This is a genomic window from Mitsuaria sp. BK041 (assembly GCF_014193085.1).
Lineage (GTDB): Bacteria > Pseudomonadota > Gammaproteobacteria > Burkholderiales > Burkholderiaceae_C > Roseateles.
In genome coordinates this window covers 705,804-723,381 of record NZ_JACHYT010000001.1, presented here as the reverse complement: position 1 = coordinate 723,381, position 17,578 = coordinate 705,804, and the positions used below count along the sequence as shown (strand labels likewise).

Annotated in this window: 11 protein-coding genes and 1 pseudogene; 7 read left to right on the top strand and 5 right to left on the bottom strand. The window is 72.3% G+C overall.

All coding sequences use genetic code 11. From position 1 onward, the window contains the following. Positions 1–84: 84 nt before the first annotated feature. Positions 85–840: a histidine utilization repressor gene (gene hutC, locus FHT38_RS03105; protein ID WP_183485410.1), complete on the bottom strand. Its 756-nt coding sequence runs from the start codon at positions 838–840 to the stop codon at positions 85–87. A 98-nt stretch (positions 841–938) separates the two neighbouring features. Here hutC and FHT38_RS03100 point away from each other — a divergent pair, with 98 nt between their 5' ends. The 4 genes from FHT38_RS03100 (at position 939) to FHT38_RS03085 (ending at position 7,200) form a co-directional block, all read left to right on the top strand. Next, positions 939–2,390, top strand: a complete 1,452-nt coding sequence (locus FHT38_RS03100) for a cytosine permease (RefSeq protein ID WP_091721668.1) — start codon at positions 939–941, stop codon at positions 2,388–2,390. A gap of 43 nt (positions 2,391–2,433) precedes the next feature. Then, on the top strand, positions 2,434–4,128 hold the full coding sequence (gene hutU / locus FHT38_RS03095) for a urocanate hydratase (protein ID WP_183489789.1): 1,695 nt from the start codon (positions 2,434–2,436) through the stop codon (positions 4,126–4,128). Between the two features lie 62 nt (positions 4,129–4,190). Beyond that, the gene (gene hutH, locus FHT38_RS03090; protein ID WP_183489787.1) at positions 4,191–5,750 is read left to right on the top strand and encodes a histidine ammonia-lyase; all 1,560 of its coding nucleotides are present in this window, start codon (positions 4,191–4,193) and stop codon (positions 5,748–5,750) included. Between the two features lie 82 nt (positions 5,751–5,832). Then, positions 5,833–7,200, top strand: coding sequence for an alpha/beta hydrolase (locus tag FHT38_RS03085; protein ID WP_183489784.1), 1,368 nt, complete (start codon positions 5,833–5,835; stop codon positions 7,198–7,200). Positions 7,201–7,327: 127 nt separating this feature from the next. On the opposite strand, the gene clsB is transcribed toward FHT38_RS03085, so the two are convergent. The 3 genes from clsB to nudB are packed head-to-tail and all read right to left on the bottom strand — an operon-like array spanning position 7,328 to position 9,944. Further along, positions 7,328–8,602 carry a cardiolipin synthase ClsB gene (clsB, locus tag FHT38_RS03080; protein WP_221211207.1) on the bottom strand — a complete coding sequence of 425 codons (1,275 nt, stop codon included), beginning with the start codon at positions 8,600–8,602 and terminating at the stop codon, positions 7,328–7,330. Then, positions 8,599–9,429, bottom strand: a complete 831-nt coding sequence (locus tag FHT38_RS03075; RefSeq protein ID WP_091721653.1) for an endonuclease/exonuclease/phosphatase family protein — start codon at positions 9,427–9,429, stop codon at positions 8,599–8,601. The genes clsB and FHT38_RS03075 overlap by 4 nt, the downstream gene beginning before the upstream one ends. Next, on the bottom strand, positions 9,426–9,944 hold the full coding sequence (gene nudB / locus FHT38_RS03070; protein ID WP_183485769.1) for a dihydroneopterin triphosphate diphosphatase: 519 nt from the start codon (positions 9,942–9,944) through the stop codon (positions 9,426–9,428). The genes FHT38_RS03075 and nudB overlap by 4 nt, the downstream gene beginning before the upstream one ends. Positions 9,945–10,275: 331 nt before the next feature. Here nudB and FHT38_RS03065 point away from each other — a divergent pair, with 331 nt between their 5' ends. Further along, positions 10,276–10,689 carry a hypothetical protein gene (locus FHT38_RS03065; protein WP_183489781.1) on the top strand — a complete coding sequence of 138 codons (414 nt, stop codon included), beginning with the start codon at positions 10,276–10,278 and terminating at the stop codon, positions 10,687–10,689. A 1,258-nt stretch (positions 10,690–11,947) separates the two neighbouring features. After that, complete coding sequence (locus tag FHT38_RS03055) at positions 11,948–14,854, top strand: Ig-like domain-containing protein (RefSeq protein WP_183489778.1); 2,907 nt, start codon at positions 11,948–11,950, stop codon at positions 14,852–14,854. 53 nt (positions 14,855–14,907) lie between these two features. On the opposite strand, the gene FHT38_RS03050 is transcribed toward FHT38_RS03055, so the two are convergent. Further along, positions 14,908–16,488, bottom strand: a complete 1,581-nt coding sequence (locus FHT38_RS03050) for a hypothetical protein (RefSeq protein WP_175538168.1) — start codon at positions 16,486–16,488, stop codon at positions 14,908–14,910. 239 nt (positions 16,489–16,727) lie between these two features. Between FHT38_RS03050 and FHT38_RS25560 the strand changes: the two are divergent. Continuing rightward, positions 16,728–17,578: pseudogene (locus FHT38_RS25560) on the top strand (hypothetical protein); the annotation flags it as partial.

Below are 17,578 nucleotides of genomic sequence, written 5' to 3'. Positions count from 1 at the left end.
TCCAACTGCGCAGGGCTATTGCTGAAGGGCGGGATTCTCGAAGACTCGCTCATGAGGACACGTCACCAAACGTCAACCCGGGGGTCACGCCTGGAAGCTCCCCTCTAGCAGGTAGCGGCTGGCCGGATGCACCAATCGCACCGCCGTCACCGCGCGGCCCTGGCTGGATGTGACACGTTTCACGACCAGGCAGGGTTCGCCGCGCGGCATGCCCAGCAGCCGGGCCTCGAGCGCCACCGGCATGGCGGCCTCGATGGTGTAGCGCGCTTCCGACAGCGGCGCCACTTCCAGCAGGTAATGGGTGGGCGTGACGCGCGTGAAGTCCTGGTCCATGTAGGCCGGCGCGCAGGCCGGATTCACGAGCCGGTCCTCGCACTGGATCGCCACGCCGTTCTCGCGATGCACGATGACGCTGTGGAACAGCGTCGCGCCGGTACGCACGCCCAGCAGGCCGGCCTGTTCGGCATCGGCCTTGATCGTCTCCAGGACATGGACGCTGGCCTCGTGCCGGTGATTGCGCGCGGCGATTTCCTCATGCACGTCGCGCACCGTCAGCGTCGAGGCGATCCGGTGCAGCTGCGCCACGAAGCTGCCCACGCCCTGCACCCGCTCGACCAGGCCTTCCTGGTGCAGCTCGCGCAGCGCGCGATTGACCGTCATGCGGCTGACGCCAAAGGTCTCCGTCAGGTCCGCCTCCGACGGCAGGCGCTCGCCCGGCCGCCAGCGCCCGCCCGCGATGCCTTCGCGCAGGTGCGTCTTGACCTTCAGGTACTGCGGCGCGGGGCCGCCCGCACCGCTCAACGCGGAGGCCGGAAGAGAGCTCGAGGACTTCGTCGCCATGGGGTCGCATCCTACTTGACTGTACTTGTATAGACAACTAGAGTCCGCCGCATCCCGCCAGCAGATGCGACACGCACGACGGCGCCCAGGAGACATCCATGACCGTATCGACTTCCGCCGCGTCGCGCGCCGGTGCGTCCGCCCCGCCGGACCGGCTGCTGGAGACGCGCACCATCGACCGCGTGCCCGAACGCGAGCGCCACGGCAGCCCCGGCAGCCAGTTCAGCCTCTGGATGGCGGCCAACCTGCAGATCACCGCGGTGGTGGACGGCGCCCTGGCCATCGTCTTCGGCGCGGAGGCGCTGACGGCCATCGTCGGCCTGCTGCTGGGCAACCTGCTGGGCGGCGCGGTGATGGCGCTGCATTCGGCGCAGGGACCGCGGCTGGGCCTGCCGCAGATGATCTCCAGCCGGGTGCAGTTCGGCGTCAAGGGCGCGGCCCTGCCGCTGCTGCTGACGCTGGTGATGTACCTGGGCTTCGCCGCGACCGGCACGGTGCTGTCGGGCCAGGCGATCAACCTGCTGCTGGGCGCGGAGTCGCCGCTGGTGGGCATCGCGATCTTCGGCGGCCTGACCGCGCTGATCGCCACCGTGGGCTACCGGCTGATCCACATCGTCGGCCGAATCGCCACGGTGCTGGGGATCCTGGGCTTCGGCTACCTGGCGCTGCGGCTGTTCCAGCAGCAGGACGTGGCCGCCGTCTTCGGCCAGAAGCCTTTCACCATGGCCTCGCTGCTGCTGACGATGGCGCTGTCGGCCGGCTGGCAGCTGACCTTCGCGCCCTACGTGGCCGACTACTCGCGCTACCTGCCGTCCGGCACCTCGACCGCGCGCACGTTCTGGACCACCTTCGCCGGCACGGTGCTGGGCGCGCAACTGGCGATGACCTTCGGCGTGCTGGTGGCGGCCGCCGGCGGCGGATTCCTGAAGAACCAGGTCGGCTTCATGGGCGAGCTCGCCGGGCCGGCCGTGGCCGCGGCGATCTACGCGGTGATCGTCGCCGGCAAGCTGACCGTCAATTGCCTGAACGCCTACGGCGGCTGCATGACGCTGCTGACCACGCTGGGCGCCTTCCGGCCGTCGCTGCGCATCGGCGCGGCGGCCCGCGCGGCGACCATCCTGGGCTTCGTGCTGGCCTCGATGGCGATCGCGGTGCTGGCCAGCGCCGACTTCCTGAACCACTTCAAGAACTTCGTGCTGCTGCTGCTCGCGGTCTTCGTGCCCTGGAGCGCGATCAACCTGGTGGACTACTACCTGGTCTCGCGCGAGAAGGTCGACATTCCCGCGCTCTACGACCCGCAGGGCCGCTACGGCGCCTGGAACGCGATGGCGCTGGGCTGCTACCTGCTGGGCGTGATCGTGCAGATCCCCTTCCTCAACCAGAAGCTGTACCGCGGCCCGATCGCCGACTGGCTGGGCGGCGCCGACATCTCCTGGATCGTCAGCCTGGTGCTGACCTCGCTGGTCTATTACCCGCTGGCGCGCCGCACGATGCGTGTGCCCGCCACCATGATCTATCCCGACGGCGAGACGGCCCCCGGCCGCCGCTGACCCTCACGCCCCACGATCCCGAGCCTCCCGAGAAGGAACCGCCATGAGCCACGCGCACCACGCCCAACCCCGTCCCGTCCGTGCCCCGATCGGCACGCAGCTCACCTGCAAGAACTGGCTGATCGAGGCCGCCTACCGGATGATCCAGAACAACCTGGATCCGGTCGTGGCCGAGAACCCCGATGCGCTGGTGGTCTACGGCGGCATCGGCAAGGCGGCGCGCAACTGGGACTGCTTCGAGCAGATCCTGACGTCGCTGAAGAACCTCAACGAGGACGAGACCCTGCTGATCCAGTCGGGCAAGCCGGTGGGCGTCTTCCCCTCGCACGTCGACGCGCCGCGCGTGCTGCTGGCCAACTCCAACCTGGTGCCGGCCTGGGCCAACTGGGAGCACTTCAACGAACTCGATCGCAAGGGCCTGATGATGTACGGCCAGATGACGGCCGGCTCCTGGATCTACATCGGCTCGCAGGGCATCGTGCAGGGCACGTATGAGACCTTCGCCGAGGCCGGCCGCCAGCACTTCGGCGGCGACCTGGTCGGCCGCTGGGTGCTGACCGCCGGCCTGGGCGGCATGGGCGGCGCGCAGCCGCTGGCGGCGACCTTCGCCGGCGCCTGCTCGCTGACCATCGAATGCCAGCAGTCGCGCATCGACTTCCGCCTCAAGACCCGCTACGTCGACGAGCAGGCCGCCGACCTGGACGACGCGCTGGCCCGCATCGCCAAGTACACGGCCGAGAAGAAGGCCGTCTCCATCGCGCTGCTGGGCAACGCGGCGGAAGTGCTGCCGGCGTTGGCGGCCCGCGTGAAGGCCGGCAGCGCGATCAAGCCGGACCTGGTCACCGACCAGACCTCGGCGCACGACCTGATCAACGGCTACCTGCCGGTGGGCTGGACCGTCGAGCAGTGGAAGGCCGCCGCCGCCGATCCCGCCAAGCACGCCGACCTGAAGGCCGCCGCCGCGCGCGGCTGCGCGGTGCATGTGCAGGCGATGCTGGACTTCCAGGCGATGGGCATTCCCACCGTCGACTACGGCAACAACATCCGCCAGGTCGCCTTCGACCAGGGCGTGAAGAACGCCTTCGACTTCCCCGGCTTCGTGCCCGCCTACGTGCGCCCGCAGTTCTGCGAGGGCCGCGGCCCGTTCCGCTGGGTCGCGCTGTCCGGCGATCCGGAGGACATCTACAAGACCGACGCCAAGATCAAGGAGCTGTTCCCGCACCACGCCGGCGTGCACCGCTGGCTGGACATGGCGCGCGAGCGCATCGCCTTCCAGGGCCTGCCGGCGCGCATCTGCTGGCTGGGCCTGGGCGAGCGCCACAAGGCGGGCCTGGCCTTCAACGAGATGGTCCGCACCGGCGAGTTGAAGGCGCCCATCGTCATCGGCCGCGACCACCTGGATTCCGGCTCGGTGTCCAGCCCCAACCGCGAGACCGAGTCGATGAAGGACGGCTCCGACGCCGTCTCCGACTGGCCGCTGCTCAACGCGATGCTCAACACCGCCGGCGGCGCGACCTGGGTGTCGCTGCACCACGGCGGCGGCGTGGGCATGGGCTACTCGCAGCACAGCGGCGTGGTGATCGTCTGCGACGGCACCGAAGCCGCCGACAAGCGCCTGGCCCGCGTGCTGTGGAACGACCCCGGCACCGGCGTCATGCGGCATGCCGATGCGGGCTACGAGATCGCGCAGCAGACCGCGCAGGAGCGCGGCCTGAAGCTGCCGATGCTCGGCCGCTGAGCCCGCCGCCCTGGTCGATCCACGATCCCCGATCCACGAATCCGTTCTCGAACCGAGTTCCCATGACGACTTCCCTTGAACTCATCCCCGGCCGGCTGACGCTGGACCAGCTGCGCCGCATCCGCGCCGGCGGCGTGACGCTGACGCTGCACGCCGACGCCTGGCCGGCGATCCGCCGCGGCGCCGCCGTCGTGCAGGCGGCCGCGGCAGGCGACGATCCGGTCTACGGCGTCAACACCGGCTTCGGCAAGCTGGCTTCCAAGCGCATCGGCAAGGACGAGCTGGCCGCGCTGCAGCGCAACCTGATCCGCTCGCACTGCGTCGGCGTCGGCGCGCCGCTGGCGCCCCAGGTCGTGCGGCTGATGCTGGCGACCAAGGCGGCCTCGCTGGCGCGCGGCTTCTCCGGCGTGCGCGAGTCCGTCGTGCAGAGCATCCTGGACGCCTTCAACGCGGGCCTGGTGCCCTACGTGCCGGCGCAGGGATCGGTGGGCGCCTCCGGCGACCTCGCCCCGCTGTCGCACATGACGCTGGCGCTGATGGGCGAAGGCGAGATGCTGGTCGACGGCCAGCGCCAGCCCGCGCTCGCGGTGCTGGAGCGCGCCGGTCTGAAGCCGCTGGTGCTGGAGGCCAAGGAGGGCCTGGCGCTGATCAACGGCACGCAGACCTCGACCGCGCTGGCGCTGGAGGGCCTGCTGCGTTTCGAGACCGTCTATGCCGCCGCCGTCGTCAGCGGCGCGCTGAGTCTGGACGCCGCGCGCGGCAGCGACGGCCCCTTCGATCCCCGCATCCATGAGGTGCGCGGCCAGCCCGGCCAGATCGAGACGGCCGCGGCCTACCGCGCGCTGCTCGCCGGCAGCCCGATCCGTCAATCGCATCGCGATGGCGACGATCGCGTCCAGGACCCCTACTGCCTGCGCTGCCAGCCGCAGGTCATGGGCGCCTGCCTGGACCAGTCGCGCTACGTCCGCGACGTGCTGCTGCGCGAGGCCAACGCGGTCACCGACAACCCGCTGGTGTTCGCGCCGGCCGACGGCCCGGCCGCGATGATCTCGGGCGGCAACTTCCACGCGGAGCCGGTCGCGCTGGCGGCGGACGCGCTGGCCTGCGCGATCGCGGAGGTCGGCGCCATCGCCGAGCGCCGCATCGCGATGCTCATCGACACCGGCGTCTCGCGCCTGCCGCCCTTCCTGACCGAGAACGCGGGCCTCAACTCCGGCTTCATGATCGCCCACGTCACCGCGGCGGCGCTGGCCAGCGAGAACAAGTCGCTCGCGCATCCGGCCAGCGTCGACAGCCTGCCGACCTCGGCCAACCAGGAGGACCACGTCTCGATGGCGACCTTCGGCGCGCGCCGCCTGGGCCCGATGCTCGACAACACGGCGCACATCGTCGCGATCGAGCTGCTGGCCGCGGCCCAGGGCATCGAGTTCCTGCGCCCGCTGCGCAGCTCGGCGCCGCTGGAGGACATGCACGCCCTGCTGCGCGAGCGCTGCCCCGCCATGCCCACCGACCACTACCTGGCGCCGGACATCGAGCGCGCCTTCGCGCTGGTCAACGACGATGGTCCGCGCGGTCCCGCGGCGCTGCTGCGCGCGCGCACCGAGCTGGTCGTGCTGGACTAACATCCGAGGCCTCGGCGGGCCCGGCCCGCCGCCGACCCGCCGGACGGCGGCCTGACCGTCCGGCTCACCTGGTGGGTTCCACATGCCTCACACCGCCTCCACGGCGCGCCTCCCGCGCGCCGTTGTCGTTTCCGCCGGCCGCGCGCCGGCTCGCCCCTCGCCCGCGCTTGTCCGCTTCGTTGCCGCGCTGTTGCTGCTGATGGCGGCGATGCTGGTCGCGCCGCGCGCCTTCGCCGCGACCCGGGTGGTCTTCGACATCGACCTGCGCGAGGAGATCGCCGCCGGCCGCTTCGATCCGGCCCGGGACATGGTGGGCGTGCGTGGCGGCGCCGCGCCGCTGAGCTGGACGCGCTCGCTGATCGCGCCGGCCGCCGGACTGGGGCGCGACGGCTGGTACAGCGTCACCACGCGCTTCGAGCGCGTGCCGCCGGGCGGCACCGTGCCCTACAAGTTCCGCATCGAGCGCCCCGGCCAGGGCGAAGGCGACGCGGGCTGGGAGACCGGCGGCAACCGCGCGATCGAGCTGGTGTCGGACGAGGTGCGCGTCACGCGTGCGTTCAACGCGCCGGGCGCGCCGATCTCGCTGAGCCGCGCCGGCACCATCGAGCGCCTGGAGCCGCTGCCGGAGCGCTTCGTCGGCGCGCGCGGCGTGCAGGTCTGGCTGCCGCCGAACTACGAGCGCGACACGCAGCGCCGTTATCCGGTGCTCTACCTGCACGACGGGCAGAACGTCTTCGACGCGGCGGCAGCCGGCGCCGAATGGCAGGTCGACGAGACGGCGCAGCGCCTGACGGTGGACGGGCAGGTCCAGCCGATGATCATCGTGGCGGTCAACAACACCGCGCGCCGCATCGACGAGTACACCGCCACCGCGATGAGCCGGGACGGCCACACGCAGGGCGGCCAGGCGGCGGCCTACGCGCGCTACCTGATCGAGCAGCTCAAGCCCGCGATCGACGCGCGCTACCGCACGCTGCCGGACGCGGCGCACACGGCGGTGGGCGGATCGTCGCTGGGCGGGATCATGAGCCTGTGGCTGGCGGTGCATCACGGCGACGTGTTCGGCACGGCGCTGGTGGTGTCGCCCTCGCTGTGGTGGGACAACGAATTCCCGATTCGGGATGCGCAGAAGACACCGCTGCCGATGTCGGTGCCGCGTCCGAAGCTGTGGCTGGACATGGGGACCGGCGAAGGGGCCGAGGCGATCCGGCAATTGCGCAAGCTGCGTGGCGTGCTGTACGCGCGCGGCTGGGCCAGCGGAGACATCGCCTACCTCGAGGCGGAGGGCGCGACGCACGATGAAGCGAGCTGGGCGGCGCGTGTGGAGCCGATGCTGCGCTTCGTCGACCGGCAGTTCAACGCCAAGCCGCGCGACGGCAATCGTCAGCAGCGGGATCCGTTCCCTGTCGAGGTCCGTCCTCCGATGCCCAAGGGCCAAGGCACCTATTGACTCAGTCCTCGGTTCGAAGATGGTCGTGTCCCACGACTGCGAGTGGGGCCGGAATGATGCTGGGGGTTCGCGGACGCGATGCCCCCTGCATCGTGGAGAGCCCGCGCTTGGCCTCCCGCACGAACGCTCAATACCGCCCGGTCAGCCCCGCCACGCGCAGGTAGACATAGGCCACCCACGCCACCAGCGCGCGCCCGAGCACGCCGCGCAGGCCGCGGCCTTCGGGATGTTCGACGCGCCGCGAGCGGGCGACAGCGGCGTCGAACTCGCGGGCCACGTCCCCGGCGAACGGCGCGTCGCGCACCACGATGTTCGCCTCCAGGTTGAGCAGCAGCGACAGCGGATCGATGTTGGAGCTGCCCACCGTCGCCCAGTCGTTGTCGACGACGCAGACCTTGGCATGCAGGAAGGCCGGCGTGTACTCGTAGATCTGCACGCCGTGGCCGAGCAGCTCGTCGTAGAGCGCATGCGCCGCCATCGCCGCGATCTTGTAATCGACCTTGCCCTGCAGCAGCAGCCTGACCTGGACGCCGCGCCGGGCCGCGTCCTTCAGCGCGCGCCGGAAGCGCTGCCCCGGATAGAAGTAGGGCGTGATCAGGTCCACCCGCGCGGTCGCGCCGCGGATCGCCTCGACATAGGCGCGTTCGATCGTGCGACGCTGGCGCAGGTTGTCGCGCAGCACGAAGGCCACGCGCACCGGCGCCAGGCGCTCGGGATCGCGCCGGCGATGCTCGCCGCGCGGCATCCGGATGCGACGCATCAGGCGCTTGGCGCGCCGCGCCGGCGAGGCGCTGCGGATCATCGCGCGCATCTCGTCGCCGAAGTCGTGCCCCAGCCAGGCCCGCGTCCAGACGGCGCGCGCGGCCTGCTCGATCGCCCGCACCGCCGGACCGCTGACGCTCACCGCGAAGTCCAGCCGCGGCGCCTCGGTGCGGCCGTGATGCAGGTCGATGCGGTCGTCGATCACGTTGATGCCGCCGACGAAACCGACCTGGCCGTCCACCACGCACAGCTTCTGGTGCAGCCGCCGCAGCTGACCGGGATGCAGCCAGTTCCACCAGCGGTCGATCGGCCGGAACACCGCCAGCGCCACCGGTGCGCCGTCGAGCTGCTCGCGCAGCCAGCCCAGGCTGGCCTTGGAACCGAAGCCGTCCACGACCACCCGCACCCGCACGCCGCGCAGGGCCGCGCGACGCAAGGCGCCCAGCGTCGCGGCGCCGGCCTCGTCGTCATGAAAGATGTAGGTCGCGAGCCAGACCTCGTGCTCGGCCCGGTCGATCGCCGCGATCTGCGCCGGGAACAGCGCATCGCCCCCGCACAGCAGCCCCACCGCGTTGCCGCCCGAGAAGCTGGGCTGCGACCCGAGGGTCCAGGGGAAGAGGGGTTCCTGCGGCCGCTTCAAGATTCCAGGACGAGTTCAGCCAGCAGCGGCAGGTGGTCGGACATGCGCGCCCAGGCCGGACCGCGCGGCACCTTCATGTCGACGCAGCGCAGCCCGCGCGTGTAGATGCGGTCCAGCGAGAACACCGGCACCCGCGACGGGAAGGTCGGCAGCGAGCGCCGCGCGCCCGGCAGCGCCGCGCGGCTCAGCCCGCCGGCGCGCATCGGCTCGTCCAGCCGCTCGCCCCAGTCGTTGAAGTCGCCGGCCACCACCAGCGGCGCGCCCTTGGGCACATGGTCCTCGATGAACGCGCCCAGCCGCTGCACCTGCCGCACCCGGCTGCCGTGGATCAGCCCCAGGTGCGCCACCACCGCGTGCACCTCCGTGCCCTGCCACTGCACCGGCACATGCAGCAGGCCGCGCTGCTCGAAGCGGTGGTCCGACACGTCATGGTGGCCGACGTCCCCGATCGGGTAGCGCGACAGCAGCGCGTTGCCATGCTCGCCATGGCGCGTCACCGCGTTGGTGCGATAGGCCACCTCGTAGCCCTCGGGCGCGAGGAACTCCGCCTGGCCCTGCTCCGGCCAGCCGAACCAGGTGCGCTCGAACTGGCGCGCCTCGCGGTGGTGGAAGAGCCGCACCTCCTGCAGGAACACCAGGTCCGCGTCCAGCGCCTGCACGCCCATGCCCAGGTTGTGGATCTCCAGCCGCTTGCCCGGCCCCATGCCGCGCACGCCCTTGTGGATGTTGTAGGTCGCCACCCGCAGCCGGCCGACGCTGTCCGCGGGCGAGGTGTCGGTGGTCGCGGAATTGGCCACGGCCGCGTGGCGCGGGGTGCGGCGGATCATGCGGCGCTCCCGGCCCGGCGGGCGCGCTGCGCGGGCAGCTGCAGCACGGCCTCGGCGTTGGAGGGTGAGAAGCACAGGTCCGCGGCCTCGCGCCAGGGCAGCCAGCGGTAGCGCAGGTGCTCGCGCGGCGCCAGCGTCACCGCGGTGCCGGCCGGCACCGTCAGGCCGAAGACATGTTCGGTGTTGCGGCTCACGCCCGGGGCGTAGCGGTGACGCCAGACCGGATAGATCTCGTAGACATTGACCAGGCCCCAGTCGTCGAGCGCGCCCGGGGCCAGGTCTTGCACGCGGATGCCGGTTTCCTCGAGCACCTCGCGGCTCGCGGTCTCGACCAGCGGCTCGTCGAGGCGGTCCTTGGAGCCGGTCACGCACTGCCAGAAACCGGGCCGGTCGGCGCGTTCCAGCATCAGCACGTCCAGCGCCGGGGTGTGGATCACGACCAGCACCGACTCGGGAATCTTGTAGGGGCGCGCGGACGCGTCGGCGTCGGTGTCGGCGGCGGCCGCCGGGGGCATCGCGGCAGGGGCGAGAGGCACTTCGCTCATAGCGGGCAAGCATATCCCAGCGTCATGGCGCGACCGGCGCGTGCCAGGCCTGGCACGCGGCCGACATGGATGCGGACGAGCGGGACAAACAGTCGACAACAACGGGCGCATCGCGGTTTCCGACATGAGCGGCGCCGAGTCCCGCAACGCTTGTTCACAAGCGCGGCACAAGGGCGCCGGCAGATGTGCGGCAGGAAATATAGAAAGTTTGTAGAGCCGTCGGCCCTGGTCGCTCATGTGGGCATCCGCCGTGCCGGCCGCCGGAAGAATGGGCTCACCAAGCACACACCCTGGAGGGGTCATGACCACGGTTTCCCAGATCAACGGCACCGGCGCCGCGCCGGTCGCGTCGCGCCAACTCGTCAACCGGCCGAGCGGCAGCTTCGAGATCAACGCCCGCGAGTACGGCAGCGTCGCCGCCGGCGCGATCGGCTTGGCGCAGGCCGCCTGGCAAGGCGGCGAGAACGCGGTGAGCAGCGTCGTCCATTGGAGCGAGGAAGGCCTGCAGGCGCTGGAGGACGGCGCCAAGGCGGTGGGCCACGCGGTCTCGAGCGGCGCGTCCGAGGTGGCGGAACTGGCGGGCGAGGTCAAGGACGCGGTGGCCAGCGGCGCGAGCACCGTGATGAAGGAGGCCGGCGAGCTCGGCAGCAGCGTCGGCGCCTACCTCGCGGCGGGCGCCGTCGCGGGCAAGGCGCTGGTCGACGAGATCCTCTGATCCTGCGCGCCGCCGCCCTCGTCCGGTGCGCCCGGGTGAGGCGCTCGCGCGCGCCGGTTCACCCCCTCGCCCTTCCGGAGCAGTGTTTCTGCGGGCCTCGACCGACTCGGTTTTGCTAAGGACCGCCAATCTCACGTCGTTTCCGGTCATCGATCGGGCGGTTTCAGCCCGGAACACTGCGGGCTTCCTTGGTGAACCCCCTTTGCCCATGTCCGATCCCCGCTCTCTGCCGGCCGCTTCGGCCGCGATGACCGCCTCGCCCCTCCCCCCGTCGCCGTCGCCGTCGCCGTCGCCGTCTCCGACCGCGACCTTGCCGCCAGCTCGAGGCACCCCCACGTCGAGGGCCGATCGCGCCGGACGTCCGGCGGATGAGGGGGTGGCCCCCTCGGCCAACGGCGATGAACAGCAGTCGCCGGCCTCTTCTGCAACGGCCCCGGCGGCCGACACGACGATCCCCGACTGCCCCGCCTCCGACGCGCCGACGCCGGCCAACGCCAACATCGACGCCCAGAACACCGCCGTCACTTGCGGAACGAGGTCCGAGGTGACACCCGGCGCGGCGACCGACGACGACCGCGGCCCCGTCATCGGCTGGATCTGGCCCGGCGCGGGGCTGATCACGCCTTGGGCGTTCGGGGTGATGGCCGGCGGCCTGCGCGGTACTCGCGATGACGCCCCCTTCGCTCCGGCGCATGCCATCGGGCCGGGCCGGCCCACGGACCCGGCGACGCCGGGGGAGCCCGCGTCGCCCGCCAATCCCTCCGACCCCGGCAACTCCGGCAACTCCGGCAACTCTGGTAGCTCTGGTAGCTCTGGTAGCTCTGGTAGCTCCGGCAACTCCGGCAGCTCCGGCAGCTCCGGCAGCTCCGGCAACTCCGGCAACTCCGGCGGCTCCGGCAGCTCCGGCAACTCTGGCGATGCTGGCAATCCAGGCAATCCAGCCGATCCCGCTGGCCCGACGGACCCGACCCGGCCTACGGATCCCACCGACCCGACGAACCCCTCGCAGCCTGGGGATCCCTCCCATCCGGAGGATCCTTCGCAGCCCGGGAACCCCACTCGTCCGGGGGGCACGGGCCACCCCGAGGACCCGTCTCGCCCGGCTGAACCGCCGCTGCCGGAGGATCCCACCCGCCCCGGAGGCCCCTCCGAGCCCGCTCAGCCGGGCGGGGATCCGACCCCGCCCATCGACCCGTTCGAGCCGGATCCCGCCCAGCGCCCGGGGCCTGTTCGGCTCGCGCTGGCGCAGGACTCCGGGATGTCCGCCGTGGACCACCGCACCCGCGACGCGCGGGTGATCGTGTCCGGGCTGGCGCCCGACGCGCACTGGCAGTTCAGCCTGGACCTCGGCCAGACCTGGCACGACGGGCAGGGCAACAGCGTGGACGCGGCGCTGTTCACCCGCGACGGCCTGCACACGGTGCTGGCGCGGCAGGCCAATGCCCACGGCAGCAGCGGGCTCAGCGCGCTGCGCCTGGCCCTCTACACCCACGCCGACGACCTGGACCTCTCGTCGCAGCCCGGCCCGCAGTCGGCGCTGCACCGCATCGTCGACCGCGCCACGATCGCCACCGGTGTCGCGCTCACCGCCACCGAAGCCGCCCTGACCCCGCAAGACCTCCATGAATTGCGCCTGCGCCTGGGCGGCGATGGCTTCGATCCGCTCAACGACCGCCTCCGCCTGGACCGCGACCTGGACCTGAGCCGCGACGGCCAGGCGCAGGGCGTACGCATCGGCGGCCTGGACGACCTGGCCTACCGCTACGACGCGGCCACCGCGTCGCTGGCGATCTGGCGCGCCGACGGCAGCGCGCTGACCGGCTCCGACGCCGCCGCGCTGACCAACGCGATCCGCCTGAACAACCTCCAGACCCGGCCGCGCGACGGCGAACGGACCGTCACCCTGAGCCTGCTCGACGTGGCGGGCAACGTCAGCGCCGACGCGCAGGTGTCGGTGATGGTGGACACCCGCGTCCCCACGCTGGACTTCAATGGCGCCCGGCCCGGCCTGGACGCCGACATCGCCTTCCGCACGCTGACCGCGCCGCGTGCCCTGCTGCCGGACGGCGCCGGCCTGCGGCACGCCAATCCCGACGCGCGCTTCCAGCAGGTGACGATCGAGGCCGGCGGCTCGGGCGCGAGCCGGGACGACGTCCTGGGCAGCCGGGTGGGCGGCACGGTAACGGCGCTCGATCAGGCCGCCACCTCCTTCACCGTGGCCGGCACCGCGTGGCACGCGAGCCGCGCGGCCGACCGCTTCGTGTTCCGCCTCGAGGACGGCGGCTGGGCCAGCGCCGCCCAGACGCAGGCGCTGCTCGAGTCGCTGACGCTGGGCAGCGTCGCCGCGCAGCCGCAGGAAGGCCCCCGGCAGTTCAAGGTCACGGTCACCGATCACCTCGGCCGGACCGGCTCGGCCACCAGCGTCCTGTTGCTGGACACCACGCCGCCGGTCCTGGACCTCAACGGCGCGGCGCCGGGGCTCGATGCCAGCCTGACGGCCGTGTCGGGCGTGCCCATCGGCGTCACGCTCGGCCTGCCGACCCGGAGCCAGGTCACCGAGAGCAGCGGCGTCGTCCAGCTGCAGCTCAAGTTCACCAGCGCGGTCGCCGGCGCGCTCGCGCCCACCAACAACTACCCGCCGAACCTGCGCAACGACACGGAGATCTTCGGCTTCTACGACCTGGACAAGCCGGACCAGCTCCTCTTCATGGACAACCTGGGGCAGCCATTCAGCCACTCGGCGGTGGGCTGGTTCCCGGGCCTGCTGATGGACATGGTCTACACGCGTCCCGGCGACGGCTCGGTGGTCGTGACCATCACGCCGAACATGACACTGACCGAGAACGTCACGCAGACGCTGCTTGAGCGTCTGGCCTACAAATGCGGCATCGGCCAGGTCCCGGGCGTCCGCCAGGTGGAGATCACCGCGACGGACCGCGCCGGCAACGTCAGCATCGTCCCCACGGTGGCAACGCTGGACGTGAAGCCGATCGGCACGCCGGTCGTGCAGCTCGGCCGCGGCAGCGACACCGGTGCGTCGGCCCATGACGAACTCACCTTCGCCAACGGCAGCGCGGCCTCGCCGCTGACACTCGCCGGCTTCGCCGCGGCGGCCGCGACGGTGACGCTGTTCCGCGATGCCGACGACAACGGCCTGCTCGAGGCGGGCGAGGCGCTGGGCACGGTGGTGGCGGACAGCGCCGGCCGCTGGCAATACACGCTCACCGGCGCCGCGCTCGCGGACGGCACGCATCGCTTCGGCGCGGTCGCGAGCGGCTTCACGTCGGCGCTCCTGGCGGTCACGGTCGACGCCAGCGCGCCGGACAGCGTCCTCGACATCGGCAGCACGGTGCGTCCCCGCCCGGTGCTGGGCGGCAAGACCGAGGCGAATGTGAGCGTCACCGTCGAACTCGACACCGACGGCAACCCCGCCAACGGCTACGAAGTGCGCTACCTCACGCGCGCGGACGCCGACGGGCAGTGGCAGCTGGACACGGCCACCGCGACACCGGTCGCGGGAGCGGCGCGTCGATTCGACGGCGGCGACACGGTCCACCTGCGCGTGCTGGCGACCGATCGCGCGGGCAACGTCACGACCCGGACCGCGAGCGCCGTCGCTGCGGATACGGTGTACAGCCTCTCGGACGGGCAGCTTGTCGACGGAGCGGACGGCACCACCCAGCTGGTGTTCACGGTGACGCGCAGCGGTGACCTGGGCGAGGCGGGCAGCGTGCGCTTCGCGGTGGACCGCGCGTCCACGACGGCCAGCCAATCCGCCGACGAGCTGGCCGGTGGCATCGACTTCTCCGGCCCGAGCGCCGGCCTGCTGAGCTTCGCGGCCGGCGAGACCGTCAAGACGATCCGCTTCACCGTCCAGGGCGAGCGGGGGGTGATCGAGGAGGTCGGGATCCGGCTCGAGGCGCCGGTTCACGGTCGGATCGACGACGGCCTGGGTATCGGCAGCCTCCCGGTGGTCGACCTGGACCGGCTGCAAGGCGTCGAGGCACGCGTCCTCCGCGGCGTCACGTCACGCGTGCAGGCTGAGCTGTTGATCGACGGGCCGGACGACGGCGGCATCGGCGACGACGGCCGGACGATCGCGCCGGCCGCGCTGTGGGCGAGCGACCCGCTCCATCTCGTGATCGCGGGCCAGGCGGTGGTCTGAAGCGCTCGTCGCGGCTGCGGCGCGGTCGCCCGCCGCGGCCGTGACGGGGCGCCTCAGCCGAGCCGCGCGGCGAGCCGCCGCGCGAGCGCCAGCGCCTGTGGCAGCCCGGCCGCCTGGACCGCGGCGTCGGTCTCGCCGGACAGGCGCTCCAGGGTCGCCACGAGCGCACGGGCCTGCTCGGCGGGGTCGACCGTCTCGATGGCGGCGGCGGTCGCGCCCGGCAGCGGCAGCTGCGCGATCAGCCGCTGCAGCCACCCCGCGAGCCGCTCGGCGCGGCTGCGATCGGCGCGCGACCAGACGGCGCCAGTGGCGCGTTCGAGCACCAGCGCGCCGACCGCCCCGCCGCTCGCGTCGCGCAAGGTCAGCAGCTGCGACGAGCGATCGTTGCGCTCGATCCGCCCGCCGGCCAGGCCGCCCGGCGTCCATCGCAGTTCCAGTCCGGTCAGCGCCAGCGCCTCCATCAAACGGGGCCGCGCCTGCTGCCACTGCGCCTCGACCTCGGCGATGGAGGCCACCACGGCGGAGGACCGGCCAAGCGCGAGCAGCAGCCCCTCCGCGCCATGCGGGTCCGTGTCGAAGCGCGCCAGTTGCTCCAGGCGCGCGGGCAACTCCGTCTGGCCCAGCGTCGCCTCCAGGCGTTGCCGCTGCTGCTGGTGGTACCAGCTCGGCCCGAGCTGCTCCTGCTCGGCCATCAACTGCCCGAGCCGGCCATGCGCCGCCGCCTGCAGCGAGCGCGACTGGATCGCCTCGCCCAGCGCGAGCGCCTGCTGCGCGGCCGCCACCGCCTCTGCACCGCGGCGCAGCTCGCTGACCAGCAAAAGCGTCTGCGCCTGCAGCCAGCGATAGCGGCTGCGGCGCGAGAGATCCTCGGCCTGGAGCGCCAGCGCCAGCGCGTGGTCGAGGGCGCCGCTGTCGCGGGCGCAGCGCGCGTGATGCCACATGGCCTCGGCCTCGTAGTCGCGGTGCCCGACGGCGCGCGCGTCGGCGCGGGCCTCGTCCAGGCGCGGCAGCGCGGCCTGCGGGCCCTGCGTCGCGCGCAGCGACACCGCGCGGTTCAGCGCGATCTTGGAGCGCATGTAGGGGTCGTCGCCCAGCTGCGGGTAGTGCAGCTCGGCCTGGTCCAGCACGCGACCGCCGCGCGCCCAGTCGCCCAGCGCGAAGCACAGGTGCGCCAGGCCGATGCGGGCCAGGCAGGCCCAGCGGGTCTCGTCGTCGGCCAGCTCCAGGGTCTGGCTCCAGGCGTTGCAGGCCTGGACGTAGTCGCCGCGCTGGTAATGCATGCGGCCCAGCGCCTCGCTGAGCTCGGCGGCCTCTTCCAGCAGGCGGTGCTGCAGCGCGCGCGCCAAAGCGCGCTCCAGCTCGGCCTGGAGTTCAGGCCCGCGGCCCCAGCGCTCAAGGATGAAGAAGGCGCCCAGCAGCGCCTGGAAAGGCGGTTCGTCCTCGCGCGCGATCAGGCGCTGGAGCCGCGGCAAGGCCAGCCCGGGGCGGCGCATCACCAGCCGCTCCCAACGCGCCTGCGGCGACAGCGCCGTCCGGGTGACGGCGCCACCGCCGCGCCGCGCGCCCGCGGGACGCGTCCGCCCGCCCCTGCCCTTGCCGCCGCCCTCGCCCCGCTCGCCGATCGCCATGTCCATTCCGTCCGAAGCCGCCCCGTCCGGGGGAAGGCGGAAGCATAAACGCCTGAGGATTGGCTTCATCAGGCTAGCGCTCGGCGAGGGGAATCGTCGGAGCCCCACCTCTTCAAGTCATGGCAGGGGCCTATGACTGACATGAACTTGCTATTCGGCTACAGGAATCACACCCGTTTCAGCCATCGCCCCTCAGGTTCGGACCTCGGAGACTGCCGGCATTCCATCCATCCGTGCTAGTCGCCATGAACGCCGCTCCGACCCCCTCGCCCAGCCAGCCCGAACCGGCTACCACGTCCCCCACCTTCCCCGCCTCGCCGGCCACCGCGCCGCATCCGCGCGCCCTCCCGCCGTCGTCCACCCCGGAGAAAAACCGCCCGCTGCCGCGCCCGAGACGCGAGGCCGACGACGAATCGACGCCCGCCGCTGAGGCCGAGACCGCGACTGCAGCGTCCACCAGCGACGAGGCCGCTGCCGCAAGCGACGCGCCGGCGCCGGCCGAGTGCCTCCCCCAAGCCACGTCGCCGGAGAGCGCCGCATCGAACGCCGCCGACTGCGGCGGCGCGCGAGCGGACACGCCGCGGTCCGTCGCGGCGGCGTCCGCCGGCCCAGCCGAGGGCGGCTGGGTCTGGCCCGGTGTCGCGCTGATGGGCGCCAGCATCGCGGCGGCCGCGAGCGGTGGCGGCGGCGGTGGCGGCACCCACGGCGGTGCCGGTGACGGTCACCCGCCGCGCCCATCCGATCCTCAGCCCCCCGTCGATCCGGGCCCCCCCGACGTCCCCCGGCCGCCGGCCGACCCGGTCGTCCCGGTCGAGCCCGAACAGCCGGTCCATCCGGCCGACCCGGAGCTTCCCTCCGATCCGATGCCGCCGGTGGACCCCGTCAGACCCGAGCAACCGGTGGATCCCGTTGTTCCCTCCGACCCTGATCACCCGGTTGATCCGATTCATCCCGTCGACCCGGTCGATCCGGTTGTCCCGGTCGATCCGGTTGACCCGGTCGATCCGGTTGACCCGGTCGATCCGGTCGATCCGGTCGATCCGGTTGATCCGGTTGATCCGGTTGATCCGGTCGATCCGGTCGATCCGGTTGATCC

What these genes read in the sequence shown, in the direction of transcription:
- hutC (WP_183485410.1), bottom strand. Translation starts at nt 840, where the DNA reads ATGGCGACGAAGTCCTCGAGCTCTCTTCCGGCCTCCGCGTTGAGCGGT.
- FHT38_RS03100 (WP_091721668.1), top strand. Translation starts at nt 939, where the DNA reads ATGACCGTATCGACTTCCGCCGCGTCGCGCGCCGGTGCGTCCGCCCCG.
- hutU (WP_183489789.1), top strand. Translation starts at nt 2,434, where the DNA reads ATGAGCCACGCGCACCACGCCCAACCCCGTCCCGTCCGTGCCCCGATC.
- FHT38_RS03065 (WP_183489781.1), top strand. Translation starts at nt 10,276, where the DNA reads ATGACCACGGTTTCCCAGATCAACGGCACCGGCGCCGCGCCGGTCGCG.
- hutH (WP_183489787.1), top strand. Translation starts at nt 4,191, where the DNA reads ATGACGACTTCCCTTGAACTCATCCCCGGCCGGCTGACGCTGGACCAG.
- FHT38_RS03055 (WP_183489778.1), top strand. Translation starts at nt 11,948, where the DNA reads ATGTCCGCCGTGGACCACCGCACCCGCGACGCGCGGGTGATCGTGTCC.
- FHT38_RS03085 (WP_183489784.1), top strand. Translation starts at nt 5,833, where the DNA reads ATGCCTCACACCGCCTCCACGGCGCGCCTCCCGCGCGCCGTTGTCGTT.
- nudB (WP_183485769.1), bottom strand. Translation starts at nt 9,944, where the DNA reads ATGCCCCCGGCGGCCGCCGCCGACACCGACGCCGACGCGTCCGCGCGC.
- FHT38_RS03050 (WP_175538168.1), bottom strand. Translation starts at nt 16,488, where the DNA reads ATGGACATGGCGATCGGCGAGCGGGGCGAGGGCGGCGGCAAGGGCAGG.
- FHT38_RS03075 (WP_091721653.1), bottom strand. Translation starts at nt 9,429, where the DNA reads ATGATCCGCCGCACCCCGCGCCACGCGGCCGTGGCCAATTCCGCGACC.